The organism is Bacteroides faecis (assembly GCF_020091505.1).
In the GTDB taxonomy this organism is placed as follows: domain Bacteria; phylum Bacteroidota; class Bacteroidia; order Bacteroidales; family Bacteroidaceae; genus Bacteroides; species Bacteroides faecis.
In genome coordinates this window covers 3,307,721-3,321,482 of the sequence record NZ_CP081916.1, presented here as the reverse complement: position 1 = coordinate 3,321,482, position 13,762 = coordinate 3,307,721, and the positions used below count along the sequence as shown (strand labels likewise).

Annotated in this window: 17 protein-coding genes; 15 read left to right on the top strand and 2 right to left on the bottom strand. The window is 52.7% G+C overall.

Features of this window, described 5'->3' with window-relative positions:
* Positions 1 to 10: 10 nt before the first annotated feature.
* Together mobB and mobA are read right to left on the bottom strand one after the other, a co-directional pair.
* Entirely contained in the window at positions 11 to 1,279 is a 1,269-nt protein-coding gene (mobB, locus tag K6V30_RS12810) for a conjugal transfer protein MobB (protein WP_007566686.1), read from the bottom strand.
* Positions 1,264 to 1,686, bottom strand: a complete 423-nt coding sequence (mobA, locus tag K6V30_RS12805; protein WP_004309974.1) for a conjugal transfer protein MobA — start codon at positions 1,684 to 1,686, stop codon at positions 1,264 to 1,266. The genes mobB and mobA overlap by 16 nt, the downstream gene beginning before the upstream one ends.
* 581 nt (positions 1,687 to 2,267) lie before the next feature.
* Here mobA and K6V30_RS12800 point away from each other — a divergent pair.
* From K6V30_RS12800 to K6V30_RS12730, 15 genes are all read left to right on the top strand, one after another.
* Positions 2,268 to 3,050, top strand: coding sequence for a ParA family protein (locus K6V30_RS12800; RefSeq protein WP_007845733.1), 783 nt, complete (start codon positions 2,268 to 2,270; stop codon positions 3,048 to 3,050).
* Between the two features lies 1 nt (position 3,051).
* Positions 3,052 to 3,480: a DUF3408 domain-containing protein gene (locus K6V30_RS12795; RefSeq protein WP_007845734.1), complete on the top strand. Its 429-nt coding sequence runs from the start codon at positions 3,052 to 3,054 to the stop codon at positions 3,478 to 3,480.
* A 2-nt stretch (positions 3,481 to 3,482) separates the two neighbouring features.
* Positions 3,483 to 4,145 (top strand): hypothetical protein, encoded by a 663-nt coding sequence (locus K6V30_RS12790; RefSeq protein WP_007845735.1) that lies wholly within the window; start codon positions 3,483 to 3,485, stop codon positions 4,143 to 4,145.
* A 170-nt stretch (positions 4,146 to 4,315) separates the two neighbouring features.
* Entirely contained in the window at positions 4,316 to 4,612 is a 297-nt protein-coding gene (locus K6V30_RS12785; protein ID WP_004308755.1) for a DUF4134 domain-containing protein, read from the top strand.
* 10 nt (positions 4,613 to 4,622) lie between these two features.
* On the top strand, positions 4,623 to 4,958 hold the full coding sequence (locus K6V30_RS12780) for a DUF4133 domain-containing protein (protein WP_007845738.1): 336 nt from the start codon (positions 4,623 to 4,625) through the stop codon (positions 4,956 to 4,958).
* Positions 4,955 to 7,468 carry a TraG family conjugative transposon ATPase gene (locus K6V30_RS12775; RefSeq protein ID WP_070782464.1) on the top strand — a complete coding sequence of 838 codons (2,514 nt, stop codon included), beginning with the start codon at positions 4,955 to 4,957 and terminating at the stop codon, positions 7,466 to 7,468. Before K6V30_RS12780 ends, K6V30_RS12775 begins: the two co-directional genes overlap by 4 nt.
* An 11-nt stretch (positions 7,469 to 7,479) precedes the next feature.
* A complete protein-coding gene (locus tag K6V30_RS12770) occupies positions 7,480 to 7,830 on the top strand; it encodes a DUF3876 domain-containing protein (RefSeq protein WP_004326111.1) in 351 nt (116 codons plus the stop codon).
* The gene (locus tag K6V30_RS12765; protein ID WP_008648479.1) at positions 7,830 to 8,456 is read left to right on the top strand and encodes a DUF4141 domain-containing protein; all 627 of its coding nucleotides are present in this window, start codon (positions 7,830 to 7,832) and stop codon (positions 8,454 to 8,456) included. The genes K6V30_RS12770 and K6V30_RS12765 overlap by 1 nt, the downstream gene beginning before the upstream one ends.
* A 19-nt stretch (positions 8,457 to 8,475) precedes the next feature.
* Positions 8,476 to 9,471, top strand: a complete 996-nt coding sequence (gene traJ / locus K6V30_RS12760; RefSeq protein WP_007845741.1) for a conjugative transposon protein TraJ — start codon at positions 8,476 to 8,478, stop codon at positions 9,469 to 9,471.
* A 20-nt stretch (positions 9,472 to 9,491) separates the two neighbouring features.
* A complete protein-coding gene (gene traK, locus K6V30_RS12755) occupies positions 9,492 to 10,115 on the top strand; it encodes a conjugative transposon protein TraK (protein ID WP_004308760.1) in 624 nt (207 codons plus the stop codon).
* Positions 10,116 to 10,119: 4 nt separating this feature from the next.
* The gene (locus tag K6V30_RS12750; RefSeq protein ID WP_055295787.1) at positions 10,120 to 10,416 is read left to right on the top strand and encodes a TraL conjugative transposon family protein; all 297 of its coding nucleotides are present in this window, start codon (positions 10,120 to 10,122) and stop codon (positions 10,414 to 10,416) included.
* Positions 10,394 to 11,725 carry a conjugative transposon protein TraM gene (gene traM / locus K6V30_RS12745; protein WP_055295785.1) on the top strand — a complete coding sequence of 444 codons (1,332 nt, stop codon included), beginning with the start codon at positions 10,394 to 10,396 and terminating at the stop codon, positions 11,723 to 11,725. The genes K6V30_RS12750 and traM overlap by 23 nt, the downstream gene beginning before the upstream one ends.
* Positions 11,726 to 11,758: 33 nt before the next feature.
* On the top strand, positions 11,759 to 12,694 hold the full coding sequence (traN, locus tag K6V30_RS12740) for a conjugative transposon protein TraN (RefSeq protein WP_007845745.1): 936 nt from the start codon (positions 11,759 to 11,761) through the stop codon (positions 12,692 to 12,694).
* Positions 12,695 to 12,697: 3 nt separating this feature from the next.
* Positions 12,698 to 13,279, top strand: a complete 582-nt coding sequence (locus tag K6V30_RS12735) for a conjugal transfer protein TraO (protein WP_007845747.1) — start codon at positions 12,698 to 12,700, stop codon at positions 13,277 to 13,279.
* Positions 13,280 to 13,292: 13 nt separating this feature from the next.
* Positions 13,293 to 13,751: a DUF3872 domain-containing protein gene (locus K6V30_RS12730; RefSeq protein WP_004329653.1), complete on the top strand. Its 459-nt coding sequence runs from the start codon at positions 13,293 to 13,295 to the stop codon at positions 13,749 to 13,751.
* Positions 13,752 to 13,762: the final 11 nt, after the last annotated feature.

Below are 13,762 nucleotides of genomic sequence, written 5' to 3'. Positions count from 1 at the left end.
TGTTTTTAAGTTAGTTGATGCGCCTTGTGCGCTTCTTTTTCTTCTTTCTCTTTTGGCGGTCGGTGTCCTGCGGCTCGTCACCGCCTGATGCACCGCCGCCCAGCAAACCGCCGAAAGCACCCAGCACGGAAGCCATGCCCGAAACGATGTCGGCTTTCGGCGTGAAGCCCGGCTGTTCCTGATGCGTGGGCTGGTCTTGCTGCGGTGCTGCCACTTCGGACTGGTGTATCTTTCCGGTTTCGCCCGAAAAACGTTCGTTGAACACGTTCGCCGAATACTCCTTACCCAAGCGTGAACCGTTCAGCACCACCCGGCTGTCGTGGTCGATGAACGTAACGCCATAGATGCGCCCGTTGTCGTTCTGACGGAATACCACATCAATGCCCTGCTTCTTTAGCTGTCGTTCCAGTTCCTTGCGGCTGCGGGCGGTCTGCATGGCAGTGGCTACAATCTTCCGGGTGCGCTCTTTCAGTTTCCCGTTCTTAATTGCTTCGCCCGATTTCTCCATTCTGCGCTGCACCGCTTCATAACCTACCGACTTGCCGATGCGGGAAGCCTTTACCGGGTTGCCCACCTTTTCGCCCTTGTCGTTCATGGCGGAATAGACAATGCCCTGATAGGGCTTGCCGTTTATCTCGCCTTTGACTTCCTCGGCGCACACGTTGTAAGCGGCAAGCAAAGCCTTGTACTCCCCGAACGACTGGAAGCGGTAGCCATAGCAAGCCGCTTTCACGGTGTTGCCGATTTGGTGCTTCACGTCCCCGGCGGCATAGTCCACCTTTTTAAGTTCGGGGCGTTCGGCACGTTCCTTTCGTTCTGCCGGGTGCAGGTTGTATTTCTGCTCCAGTTCACGGGTGATTTGCTTGCTGCGCCGATGCTCGAACTTGTCATTCAGCGGCTTGCCGTTCTCGTCCACCCGCAACCCCACGATGTGGATATGGTGGCGGTCGATGTCGGTATGCTTGTACACCAGATAAGGCTGGTCGCCATAGCCCAACTTCCGCATATACTCTTTGGCGATGTCGGAAAGCTGCCGGTCGGTCAGCACGTCTTCCGGGTGCGGGTTTATGGAAATATGAAGTATCGGCTTCTTGGTGGATAGCTGGACGGGCATCTGCATTTCAAAGCTGCGCATACACTCGCCGATAGAGAAATTCCCGTCCTCGCCCAACAGCATCCGGTTGGAGAAAAGCACCTTTGCTTCCCCGCTGTCCACCTTGTTTTGGTTGTATGCCAGTGCGCCGAACATATTGCCGCCCGTGCTTATTTTGGCAACCATAGTTCCCTGCACTCGTTTGTCAGGTCGATAACCTGACGGTTCAACACAGCCAGTTCGGTGGTCGCTTTCTCCAGTTTATAGAGAAAAGCCAGTGCCTTTTTCTCCGAAAAGTTACTATTCAGAGCCTTTACCACTTGGTTGTAATTGACCGCAACCGCCCGGAACTGGGCATAAAATTCGGTCAGCCGGGCGCAATATTCTACTGCCGATTTGTCCACTTTCACCACCCGGAACGGCTCGCCGAACAGCCGGGCGGCGATGAAACGGGACTTGCTCGTGACGCCCGACTGCTCCCATTGCGAGAGGAAGCGGGCATTCTCCCGGTCGTTCAGGTAAAGGACATGGCGATGCTTCGCCGGGTCTGCGAGGGCGGGGCGACCGCCCTTGTTGGTTCTTCTTGTTTCCATGCTTCTTTGGATTAAAAAATTACGACTTCGGAGTGATTTTTACCCCCGACAGGGGCAAGGCGTTTTCAGGCACGGAAAACGGTTCTATGTGCCATAGAACACACCTTGCTATTTTCTGACGAAAATCGAAATCCGTCACGGACGGATTGGGGTTAGCGTGGAACGGTAAGCCCAGCCATTCACCAGCCCTGTTTTACACCTGCGCCCCCTGCGGTTCGTTACTCCGCTGCAAAGTAACGGTGATTTATAATGCTGTAAAATAGGCGGTTGGTGGACAAAACGGGACAGCGCAGGACAAATCGGGACAAGGTTTTCAGGGGACGTTTTTTCTCCCTTTTTTTGCATCGGATTTCAAGATTGAAAGCAAGATTGAAAGAAATATTCCAATCAGGAAAGAATGATTGAAAGCAGGATTTCAATAAAACGTGATTGCAGGATTTCAATATTTCAAGAAAGAATGAAAGCTGGAAAACAAGATTGAAATAAAACAGTCTTTCAATATTTCAAGATTGCAATATGGAAACAAAGAAAGCTATATGGCTGGATTGATTGAAAGCAATAAATAAATCTATCAACCAATAATGAACGGAAGCAATATGGAAAACGAGAAAACACCCCTTTATGTCGCCTTTTCCACCCAAAAGGGCGGGGTCGGCAAAACCACCTTTACCGTGCTGGCGGCGAGTTACCTCTACTACCTCAAAGGCTACGATGTGGCGGTGGTCGATTGCGACTACCCGCAACACTCCATTGCCGGGATGCGAAAGCGGGATGCCGAGCAGGTCGGGGCGGATGAAGATTACAAGCGAATGGCGTATGAACAGTTCACCCGGCTGGGGAAGAAAGCCTACCCGGTATTGTGCAGTTCACCTGAAAAGGCGATTGCAACGGCTGACGAACATATAGCCGCCGGACACGTGCCGGATATAGTGTTTTTCGACCTGCCCGGCACGGTGAACAGCGAGGGCGTGATAAACTCCCTTGCGGGCATGGACTACATTTTCACCCCCATTTCCGCCGACAAGGTGGTGCTGGAAAGCAGCCTGTCGTTCGCAATGGCTATCCAAAAGCTATTAGTGAAGAATGAAGCCTGCCGACTTGCCGGGCTGTACCTCTTTTGGAACATGGTGGACGGTAGGGAGAAAACAGACCTTTACACCGCCTACGACAAGACCATTAAGGAACTGGAACTGCCGCTGATGAAAACCTTTATCCCCGATACCAAACGCTACAAAAAGGAACTGGTGGCGGATAAAAAGGCGGTGTTCCGCTCCACGCTCTTTCCCGCCAGCCGCCCGCTGGTAAGGGGAAGCAACTTGGAAGAACTGATAACCGAAATAGTGTACTACATCAAATTAAAATGATATGGCAAAGCAAAGCGGCGGGATGCCGAAGATAGACGAGGATTTCATGAAAGAGCTTATCTCGCAGGGTGTTCCCAGTAAAGAAGATAATAAACCGAATGATGCACCACATACCAATCTTGCATCACAAGTTACCCAAGAGGAACAGCAGACGGAAACGGTGCGGGTGGAGAAAACGACAAACCGCAAGCGCAAGGGCGGTTCGGGCGACTACCGGGAAACCTACTTTCAGAAAGTAGAACTGGCAGACCGACAGCCCTTGTACGTGAGCCGTACCACGCACGAAAAGCTGATGCGTATCGTGACAGTGATAGGCGGGCGCAAGGTGACGGTAAGCAGCTACGTGGAAAACATTCTGCTGCGACACTTCGAGCAGTACCAAGACGAGATAAACACCCTGTACGAAAGCAACTTCCAAAAGCCTGTCTGACTATGGTAATCTATTGCATACTTACCGGGCTTTTGGTGTACTATATCGCCCTATGGCTGTGGTATCGCTACACGGACAGCCGGACATCACCGGGCAGAACGGATGATGCGCCACTCCCACGAAACGGGGTTTCGGGCTACACGCTGATAGGTGAAAGCCGATACAAGGGCGGACTAATCGGGACAGCGCAGGACAAATCGGGACACATCCCGCAAGCGGCTGAAAATGATACTATTTTTGCGCCGCAGGCTGACGGACAGCCGGAAGAAAACATTCCGGAAGCAGCAGCCGAAGCGGAAGAAACGCCCGGTTACGAGAATGACGAACCCGACTACGAGGACGAGGAAATAGCCGGGTACATGGACGGTGACGATGATACCGGACGGGCTACGGGCGTGAGCTTCGATGAACTGGGCGAAGCGGTACGCACGGCGAACGCCGACAACCCAACCGAAGCGGAGAAACGGCAAACCGCCGGGACACTGGCAAGCATTGAGGGGACGAACCTCTACGATGCGGTGGTGGAGAACATCAACGGCGGGCTGGCAAAGGTGGCGGAACTGCTGGGACGCAACGAAGCGGAACTAGCTACGGCTGCTGTCCCTGCCGGAACTGGCGATACAAGCGAGGAACACGAAGCGTTCGACATGAACGATTTCCTATAATATAATAATGTATAAGCCTGACAGCATGAAACAACGGGATTACGGTTGATTGGCAACCTGAAAACCAAACAGACAAACGGGACTATCCCCGACCACTAAAATTTCAAATTATTCACCAGCCGGGAAAGGCGGACTATCCACCCGCCGCCCGGCATTAAAAACAAATCACAATGAGAAAGAAAATCTTCTTGTCGGCGGCTATACTTGCCGCCGTGGTAAGTGCCTACGCACAAGGAAACGGGCAGGCGGGCATCACCGAAGCCACGAACCTAATCACCGGGTATTTTGACCCCGGAACAAAACTGGTGTACGCAATCGGGGCGGTCTGCGGCTTGATTGGCGGGGTAAAAGTATATAACAAGTTTTCAAGCGGCGACCCCGACACCTCAAAGACCGCCGCCAGTTGGTTCGGGGCGTGCATCTTCCTGATTGTCGCCGCCACTATCCTACGTTCGTTCTTCCTCTAAAAAGGCGGCAATGTCTGAATATCCGGTAAACAGGGGTATCGGGAAGCCGGTGGAGTTCAAGGGGCTGAAAAGCCAGTACCTCTTTATCTTTTGCGGCGGCTTGCTCGCTGTCTTCGTGGTGTTCATCGTCCTGTTCATGGCAGGCGTGAACCAGTGGCTATGTATCGGTTTCATCGTGTCGGCTTCGCTGCTGCTCGTGTGGCAGACGTTCCGGCTCAACGCCAAGTACGGCACGCACGGGCTGATGAAAGCTGCCGCACGCAAAAGACACCCACGCTTCATTATCAGCCGAAAGGCGATACCCCGGCTGTTCAACTACAAAAGAAGAAAGGAAGAAAGAACATGAGGAATATGTTAAAGGCTACCACGCTGGAAAGGAAATTTCCCCTTTTGGCGGTGGAGAACGGCTGCATCATTTCAAAGGATGCGGACATAACGGTGGCTTTCAGGGTGGAACTGCCCGAACTGTTCACCGTCACCAGTGCCGAGTACGAAACCATACATTCGGCGTGGTACAAGGCGGTCAAGGTGCTGCCCGACTACTCCATAGTACACAAGCAGGACTTCTTCATCAAGGAGAACTACCAGCCCGACACCGAAAGGGACGAGCTTAGTTTTTTAAGCCGCTCCTTTGAACGGCACTTCAATGAACGCCCGTTCCTGAACCATTACTGCTACCTGTTCCTGACGAAAACGACAAGGGAGAGAAGCCGCCGACAGAGCGACTTCTCCACCCTCTGCCGGGGCAGGATTGTACCGCAGGAGATAGCCGACAAGGAAGCGGCGGCAAAGTTCATCGAAGCGGTCGGGCAGTTTGAAAGGATTATGAACGACAGCGGGTTTGTCACCCTTACCCGGCTGGCGGCATCGGAAATCACCGGGCAGGACGGAAAGGCGGGCATCATCGAGAAATACTTCTCGCTCTCGCAAACCGACACTACTTGCCTGAAAGACATCGGGCTGTACCCGGAAGAAATGCGGGTCGGGGACGATATACTGTGCCTGCACACGCTTTCGGACGTGGAAGATTTGCCCGGAAAGGTCGGGACGGACTGCCGATTTGAGAAGCTGTCCACAGACAGAAGCGATTGCAGGTTAAGTTTTGCCGCCCCGGTGGGCGTACTGTTGTCGTGTAACCACGTCTATAACCAGTTCATCTTCATAGACGACCACGCCGAAAACCTGAAGAACTTCGAGCAGACCGCCCGGAATATGCAATCGCTCTCCCGCTACTCCCGTGCCAACCAAGTGAACAAGGAGTGGATAGACGAGTACCTGAACGAAGCGCATAGCAAGGGGCTTATCTCGGTGCGCTGCCACTGCAACGTCATGGCATGGAGCAATGACCGGGAAGAACTCAAACGCATACGCAACGATGTGGGAAGCCAGCTTGCACTAATGGAGTGCAAGCCACGCCACAACACCACCGACACGCCCACGCTCTTTTGGGCGGGCATACCCGGCAACGAAGCCGACTTCCCCGCAGAGGAAAGTTTCTACACGTTCTTGGGGCAGGCTCTCTGCCTGTTCGTGGAAGAAACGAACTACAAGAGTTCGCTTTCGCCGTTCGGCATCAAAATGGTGGACAGGGTAAGCGGTCGCCCGCTGCACATCGACATATCGGATTTGCCCATGAAGAAAGGCATCACGACCAACAGAAACAAGTTCATACTTGGGCCGAGCGGGTCGGGTAAGTCCTTCTTCACCAACCACATGGTGCGCCAGTGTTACGAGCAGGGTGCGCACGTGCTGCTGGTCGATACGGGTAACAGTTACTTGGGGCTGTCCCAGCTTATCCACAACCGCACGCACGGCGAGGACGGGATTTATTTCACCTACACCAACGAGAACCCGATAGCGTTCAACCCGTTCTATGTCGAGGACGGGGTATTTGACATCGAGAAAAAAGAGAGCATCAAGACCCTGATACTCACCCTGTGGAAGCGGGATGATGAAGCCCCCAAACGGTCGGAAGAAGTGGCGTTGTCAAACGCCGTGAGTGCCTATATCGAACTGATAGGCAAAGACCGTTCGGTAACGCCCTGCTTCAACACGTTCTACGAGTTTGTCCGGGATGATTACCGCCGACAGCTTGAACAGAAGAACGTCAGGGAAAAGGATTTTGACATTGACAATTTCCTGAACGTGCTTGAACCGTACTATCGTGGCGGTGAGTACGACTACCTGCTGAACTCCGACAAGGAGCTGGATTTGCTGCATAAACGCTTCATTGTCTTTGAATTGGACAATATCAAAGACCACAAGATTTTATTCCCGGTAACGACTATCATCATCATGGAAGCCTTTATAAACAAAATGCGCAAGTTAAAGGGGATAAGGAAGTTAATACTAATTGAAGAAGCGTGGAAAGCGATTGCATCGGCGAACATGGCGGACTACATAAAATATTTGTACAAGACTGTCCGAAAGTATTTCGGGGAAGCGATTGTAGTCACGCAAGAGGTAGAGGATATTATTTCTTCCCCTATCGTGAAAGAAAGTATCATCAATAACTCGGACTGCAAAATATTGTTAGACCAGCGAAAATACCTGAACAAGTTCGACAGCATACAGAACCTCTTGGGACTGACCGACAAGGAGCGTTCGCAGATATTGTCTATCAACATGGCGAACCACCCCGGACGGAAGTACAAGGAAGTTTTCTTCTCGCTGGGCGGCACACAATCGGCGGTGTACGCCACGGAAGTTTCATTGGAAGAATATTACACGTACACGACTGAGGAAAGCGAAAAAATGGAACTGTTCGCTCTTGCCGAGAAGCTGGACGGCAACCTTGAACTGGCTATCAAGCGGCTTGCAGAAAGCAAAAGAAATCCCCAATCATCAACAACTTAAAAATTAGGAACATGAAATGGATTGACAATCTGATATACACGCTATTGTCCGCCTGCCTGCTGGCGGGCTGCGAGGACAGCGGAAGCAAGGAGCTGGAAAGGATGCAGGGCTATTGGGTACACGTCAGGGGACACCCGGCTTTCACACTCTCGGAAACGGGCGGCAGATACACCGTCACCCGGAAAGCGAATGTCAGGGGCAGAATACTGGAAACGGCTTACCCGGTAACAGAACGGAACGGCTGCCTGTTCATCGAAACGGGCTTCCGCATACAGTTCACCTATGACAAAAAGACCGACCGGATAACGCTCATGCCCGGCGGCGAATACAAACGAGTTACAAACCCTGAAAACAAAAGATAATGAAAAGAACAATTCTCCTTATGGCGGTGTGCCTTTGCTTCATCGGCAAGGCATCCGCACAGTGGGTGGTGTCAGACCCCGGCAACTTGGCGCAGGGCATCATCAACACCACCAAGCAGATAGTGCAGACTTCCACCACTGCCAAGAACACGCTGGACGGCTTCATGGAAGCGCAGAAGATTTTCCAGCAGGGTAAAAAATATTACGATGCGCTCAAAGCGGTACACGATGTTGTCAAGGGCGGCATCAAGGTGAAGAAGTCCATTGAGTTGGTGGCGGAAATATCCGAAATCTACGTGCGAAACTATCAGAACATGCTGGCAGACCCGAACTACACGCCGGATGAACTCACCGCCATTTCAGCCGGGTACGCAAAGCTGCTCTCCGAAAGTGCGGACGTGTTGCAGGACTTGAAGAATGTAGTGAACGTGACGGGCATGTCGCTGACGGATGCCGAAAGACTGGCGGTAATCAACAACGCCTATAAAAGCCTGCTCAACTACCGCAACCTCGTGAACTACTACACCCGAAAGAACATATCCGTGTCCTACCTGCGGGCGAAGAAGAAGAACGACACCGACCGGGTGCTGGCTCTCTACGGCTCGGCGGATGAACGCTACTGGTAACATATAAATCGGTATGCCTATGTTATTAGCAGCGGTGGATTTTGACAACCTGCACCAAGTGTTGCGGGTGCTGTACGATGAAATGATGCCCTTGTGCAGCAACATGACGGGGGTAGCCAAAGGGATAGCCGGGCTGGGAGCTTTGTTCTATGTAGCCGCCAAAGTGTGGCAGTCGCTCGCACGTGCCGAACCCATAGACGTGTACCCGCTCCTGCGTCCCTTTGCGCTGGGGCTGTGCATCATGTTTTTTCCAACTTTCGTACTGGGGACTATCAACACGGTATTGTCGCCAGTGGTGAAAGGGTGCAACCAGCTTATGGAAACGCAGACTTTCGACATGAACGAGTACCGGGCGCAGAAAGACCGACTGGAATATGAAGCCCTGATGCGAAGCCCCGAAACGGCTTACCTCGCATCGGACGAGGAATTTGACCGACAACTGGAAGAACTGGGCTGGTCGCCCTCCGACATGGTGACCATGACGGGCATGTACATGGACAGGACGGCTTATAATATAAAGAAGTCCGTCCGGGACTGGTTCAGGGAGTTATTGGAAATGCTCTTTCAGGCGGCGGGGCTGATTATAGACACGCTGCGCACGTTCTTCCTAATCGTGTTAAGCATACTGGGTCCGCTGGCGTTTGCGATTTCCGTCTATGACGGTTTCCAAAGCACGCTGACCCGGTGGATTTCACGCTATATCTCCATTTACCTGTGGCTGCCCGTGTCGGACTTGTTCAGCAGCGTGCTGGCACGCATACAAACCCTGATGCTCCAAAAAGACATCGAGCAGCTTTCAGACCCGGATTTCATCCCGGACGGGAGCAGCACCGTGTATATAATCTTTATGATTATCGGCATCGTGGGCTACTTCACCATTCCAACGGTGGCAAGCTGGATAGTGTCGGCTGGCGGTACGTCTGCCTATAACCGCAACGTGGCACGGGCTGGGTCAATCGCCGGGGCTGCGGTCGGTGCGGCAAGCGGGAAAGTAACCGGGAAACTACTCAAATAACCAACATCAATATTTAGTATATGGAATTTAAGTCATTAACGAACATCGAAACGAGTTTCCGGCAAATCCGGCTCTTTGCGCTGGTATTCATCTGCCTGTGCGCACTGGTGACGGGCTTTGCCGTGTGGAACTCGTACAGCTTCGCCGAGAAGCAGCGGCAGAAGATATACGTCCTCGACAACGGCAAAAGCCTGATGCTGGCACTCTCGCAGGACATGGCACAGAACAGACCCGTGGAAGCGAAGTCGCACGTGCGGCGTTTCCACGAACTTTTCTTCACCTTATCACCCGAAAAGGGGGCTATCGAAAGCAACATCAAACGCTCGTTGTTTCTCGCCGACAAGACCGCTTTCAACTATTACAAGGACTTGGCGGAAAAGGGCTACTACAACCGGGTGATTTCCGGAAACGTCACGCAGACGGTGGAGATTGACAGCGTGAAGTGCGACTTCGACCAGTACCCCTACAAGGTGAACACGTATGCCCGCCAGTTGATTGTCCGGGAAAGCAGCCTGACGGTGCGAAGCCTTGTCACCTCGTGCCGGTTGCTTAACGCAACACGGAGCGACAACAACCCGCACGGCTTCATCATCGAAGCGTTCACCATTACCGAGAACAAGGATTTGCAGACCATTAAAAGATAGCCTTATGGAAAGAAAACGAAATTACATCGAAAAGGTGCAGGACTGGGCAGACGACCGCCTGCGCCGAATGTGCGGACGGATTACGCCGGGCAAAAGGCTGGCGGTTATCCTCCTGATGTTCTTCTTTTTCGGCGGCTTGTCTATCTACATCACCGTTTCATCAATCTACAATATCGGGAAACGGGACGGGCAAAGGCTGCAAATAGAACACATCAGACAACTGCCGTTGCACGGCAATGACACAACCAAAAGTATCAACCCGTTAAACAGACCGCAATATGGAAGACGTACAGAAGAATGAGAACGGCACGACCGCACAGCAGGCGGACGGGAAGCCGAAAAAGGAAAATAAGCCCAAACGGGAACTTACCCCGCAGCAGGTGCAGCAGCGCAGGAAAATGATAGTCTTCCCGCTGATGTTCCTTGCCTTTGCAGGGTGCATGTACCTGATATTCGCACCCTCCGGCAAAGAGGACGTGAATGTGGAAAGCGTGGGCGGCTTCAATGCCGACATACCCCTGCCCGCAGAGGACGGGATTATAGCCGACAAGCAAAAGGCTTACGAGCAGGCGGTGACAAGCCGCAAACAGCAGGACAAGATACAATCCTTGCAGGACTTCGGTTTCACGCTGGATGATGATACGGAAGAACCACAAGAGGAAATCAACCTGCTGCCGGAAGAAGATCCGAAGCCACAAAGGGGCGGCGGTGCTTCTTCAAGGGCGGCTTACCGGGACATCAACCGCCAGTTAAGCACGTTCTACGAAACGCCCCCTGTGGACGAGGAAAAAGAGGAATTGAAACGGCAGGTGGCGGAACTGACCGACCGACTGAAACAGCAGCAGAACGCCACGCCTACGGCTGACGACCAAATGGCACTCTTGGAAAAGTCCTACGAGCTGGCGGCAAAGTATATGAACGGGCAGGACGGACAAAGGGGACAGATTGCCCAAATACCGACAGCCGGGCAGAACGGCGGCGGTATCGGCACTCCGGCTATTCCGGTGCAGGCTATCCGGGAAACGACCGTTTCGGGATTGCAGCAGCCCATGAGCGATGCCGACTTCATCCGGGCTTACAGCCAGCCACGAAACTACGGCTTCAACACGGCGGTAGGCACGGGGTACGCTATGGGAAAGAACACGGTAGCCGCCTGCATACACCAAGACCAAACGCTGGTGGACGGGCAGGCGGTGAAACTCCGGTTGCTCGAACCCATGCAGGCGGGAAATATCGTTGTGCCGAAGAATACCCTTGTGGCGGGAACGGCAAAGGTGCAGGGCGAACGGCTCGACATACTGGTGTCCTCGATTGAGTACGCTGGCAACATCATCCCGGTGGAACTCGCCGTGTTCGACACGGACGGGCAAAAGGGGCTTTCCGTCCCGTCCTCTATGGAGCAGGAAGCGTTCAACGAAGCTATGGCGAATATCGGAAGCGGGCTGGGTACAAGCATTTCCTTTGCCCAAAGTGCCGGGCAGCAGGTGGCTATGGACGTGACAAGGGGATTGCTGCAAGGAACGTCCGGCTACCTCGCCAAGAAGTTCCGAACCGTGAAAGTGAAGCTGAAAGCAGGCTATAAAGTCATGCTGTATGCCAAACAACAATAACCATTTTATCAACCGTTAAAATTTCAATTAGCAATGAAACAGATTTTTGGATTGTTCGCCCTCTTGCTGGGCGTGTGTGCGGCAAACGCACAAACCGCTGACACCGTGAAGTATGCGGCTGGCAACGACTTGTACCGGGGGATTACCCGGAAACTCCCGTACCGCCAAATGGTTACGCCCTACGGCGTGGAAGTGACCTTTGCCAAGACGGTGCATATCATCTTCCCCGCCGCCGTCCGCTATGTCGATTTGGGAAGCAACCACATCATAGCGGGCAAGGCGGACGGTGCGGAGAACGTAATCAGGGTGAAAGCCACGACAGAGGGCTTTCCGGGAGAAACGAACTTCTCCGTTATCTGCGAGGACGGCAGTTTCTTTTCGTTCAACGCCAAGTACGCCCGTGAACCGGAAATGCTCAACATCGAAATGAAGGACTTCTTGGAGAATGAAGATACGTCCGACTTCTCACATACCCGGATGAACATCCATTTCCGGGAACTGGCGGGTGAAAGCCCGCTATTAGTGAAGCTGATAATGCAGAGCATCTACAAGAACAATGACCGGAAAGTGCGCCACTTGGGTAGCAAGCGTTTCGGCATACAGTTCTTAATCAAGGGGATTTACACCTATAACGGGATGCTCTACGTGCACACGCAGACAAAGAACAGTTCCAACGTGCCTTTCGACACGGACTTCATCAGGTTTAAGATAACCGATAAGAAAGTGCCCAAACGCACGGCTATTCAGGAAACGGTACTGGATGCGGTACGCAGCTACAACGAGGTGATAGAGATTGCCGGGAAATCGACCGTGCGCACGGTGTACGCCCTGCCGAAGTTTACCATTCCTGACGACAAGCTGCTGGTCGTGGAACTCTACGAGAAGAACGGCGGGCGGCATCAGACCATACGGGTGGAAAACGCCGACATCGTGAACGCAGAAGTGATTGACGAACTAAAAATCAAATAGGGAATGAAAAGACACATCTTTATAATGATGCTCTTTGCGCTGTGCCTGACCTCGTTTCAGGCACACGCACAAAGATACCTGCCGGGCATGAAAGGCTTGCAGGTCACGGCGGGCATGACGGACGGGGTGCATTGGAACGCTGGCAGTGATTTCGCCTACCACATCGGGGCGGCGTACAGCGTTTACACCAAGAACGCCAACCGCTGGGTGATTGGCGGCGAATACCTGCACAAGAAGTATGACTACAAGGATATGCAGATACCCGTAGAACAGTTCACCGCAGAGGGCGGCTATTACCTGAAATTCCTATCGGACAGACGAAAGACCTTTTTCCTTTCATTGGGCTTGTCGGCTCTCGCCGGGTACGAAACAAGCAACCGAAGCGAAAAGCTGCTGCCGGACGGCTCTACCTTGCTGGATAAGGACTGCTTCATTTACGGCGGTGCGCTGACGCTGGAACTGGAAACCTACCTGACCGACCGGGTGGCTCTGCTGTTGAACGCAAGGGAACGGGCGTTGTTCGGCTCGGACATAGGCAAGTTCCACACGCAGGTATCTTTGGGACTGAAATTCATTATCAACTGACCGCTATATAATAATGTATATGAAGAATGTAATGTATAAAATCATCATGGGCTGCTACATCGTGGCCGCCCTCGTGCTTGTCACCGCCTGTAATGACAACTTGGATATTCAGCAGGCGTACCCGTTCAGCATCGAAACACTGCCAGTACCCAAAAGGCTGAAAGTCGGGGAAACCGCCGAAATACGCTGCCGACTGGTGCGTGGCGGCTATTACCAGCCGACTACCTATCAGATACGGTATTTCCAGCCGGACGGCAAAGGAAAGCTGGAAATGGATAACGGCACGGTGTTCCTGCCCAACGACCTTTACCCGCTGGAGAAAGAAACGTTCAGGCTCTACTACACCTCGGCATCGACCGACCAGCAGACGATTGACATTTATATCATCGACAGCTTCGGGCAGATGCAGCAACTTACACTATCATTCAATAATGACAACAGCGAAGAAGGAACGGAAACAATAACCCCCTAATAACAAAACGA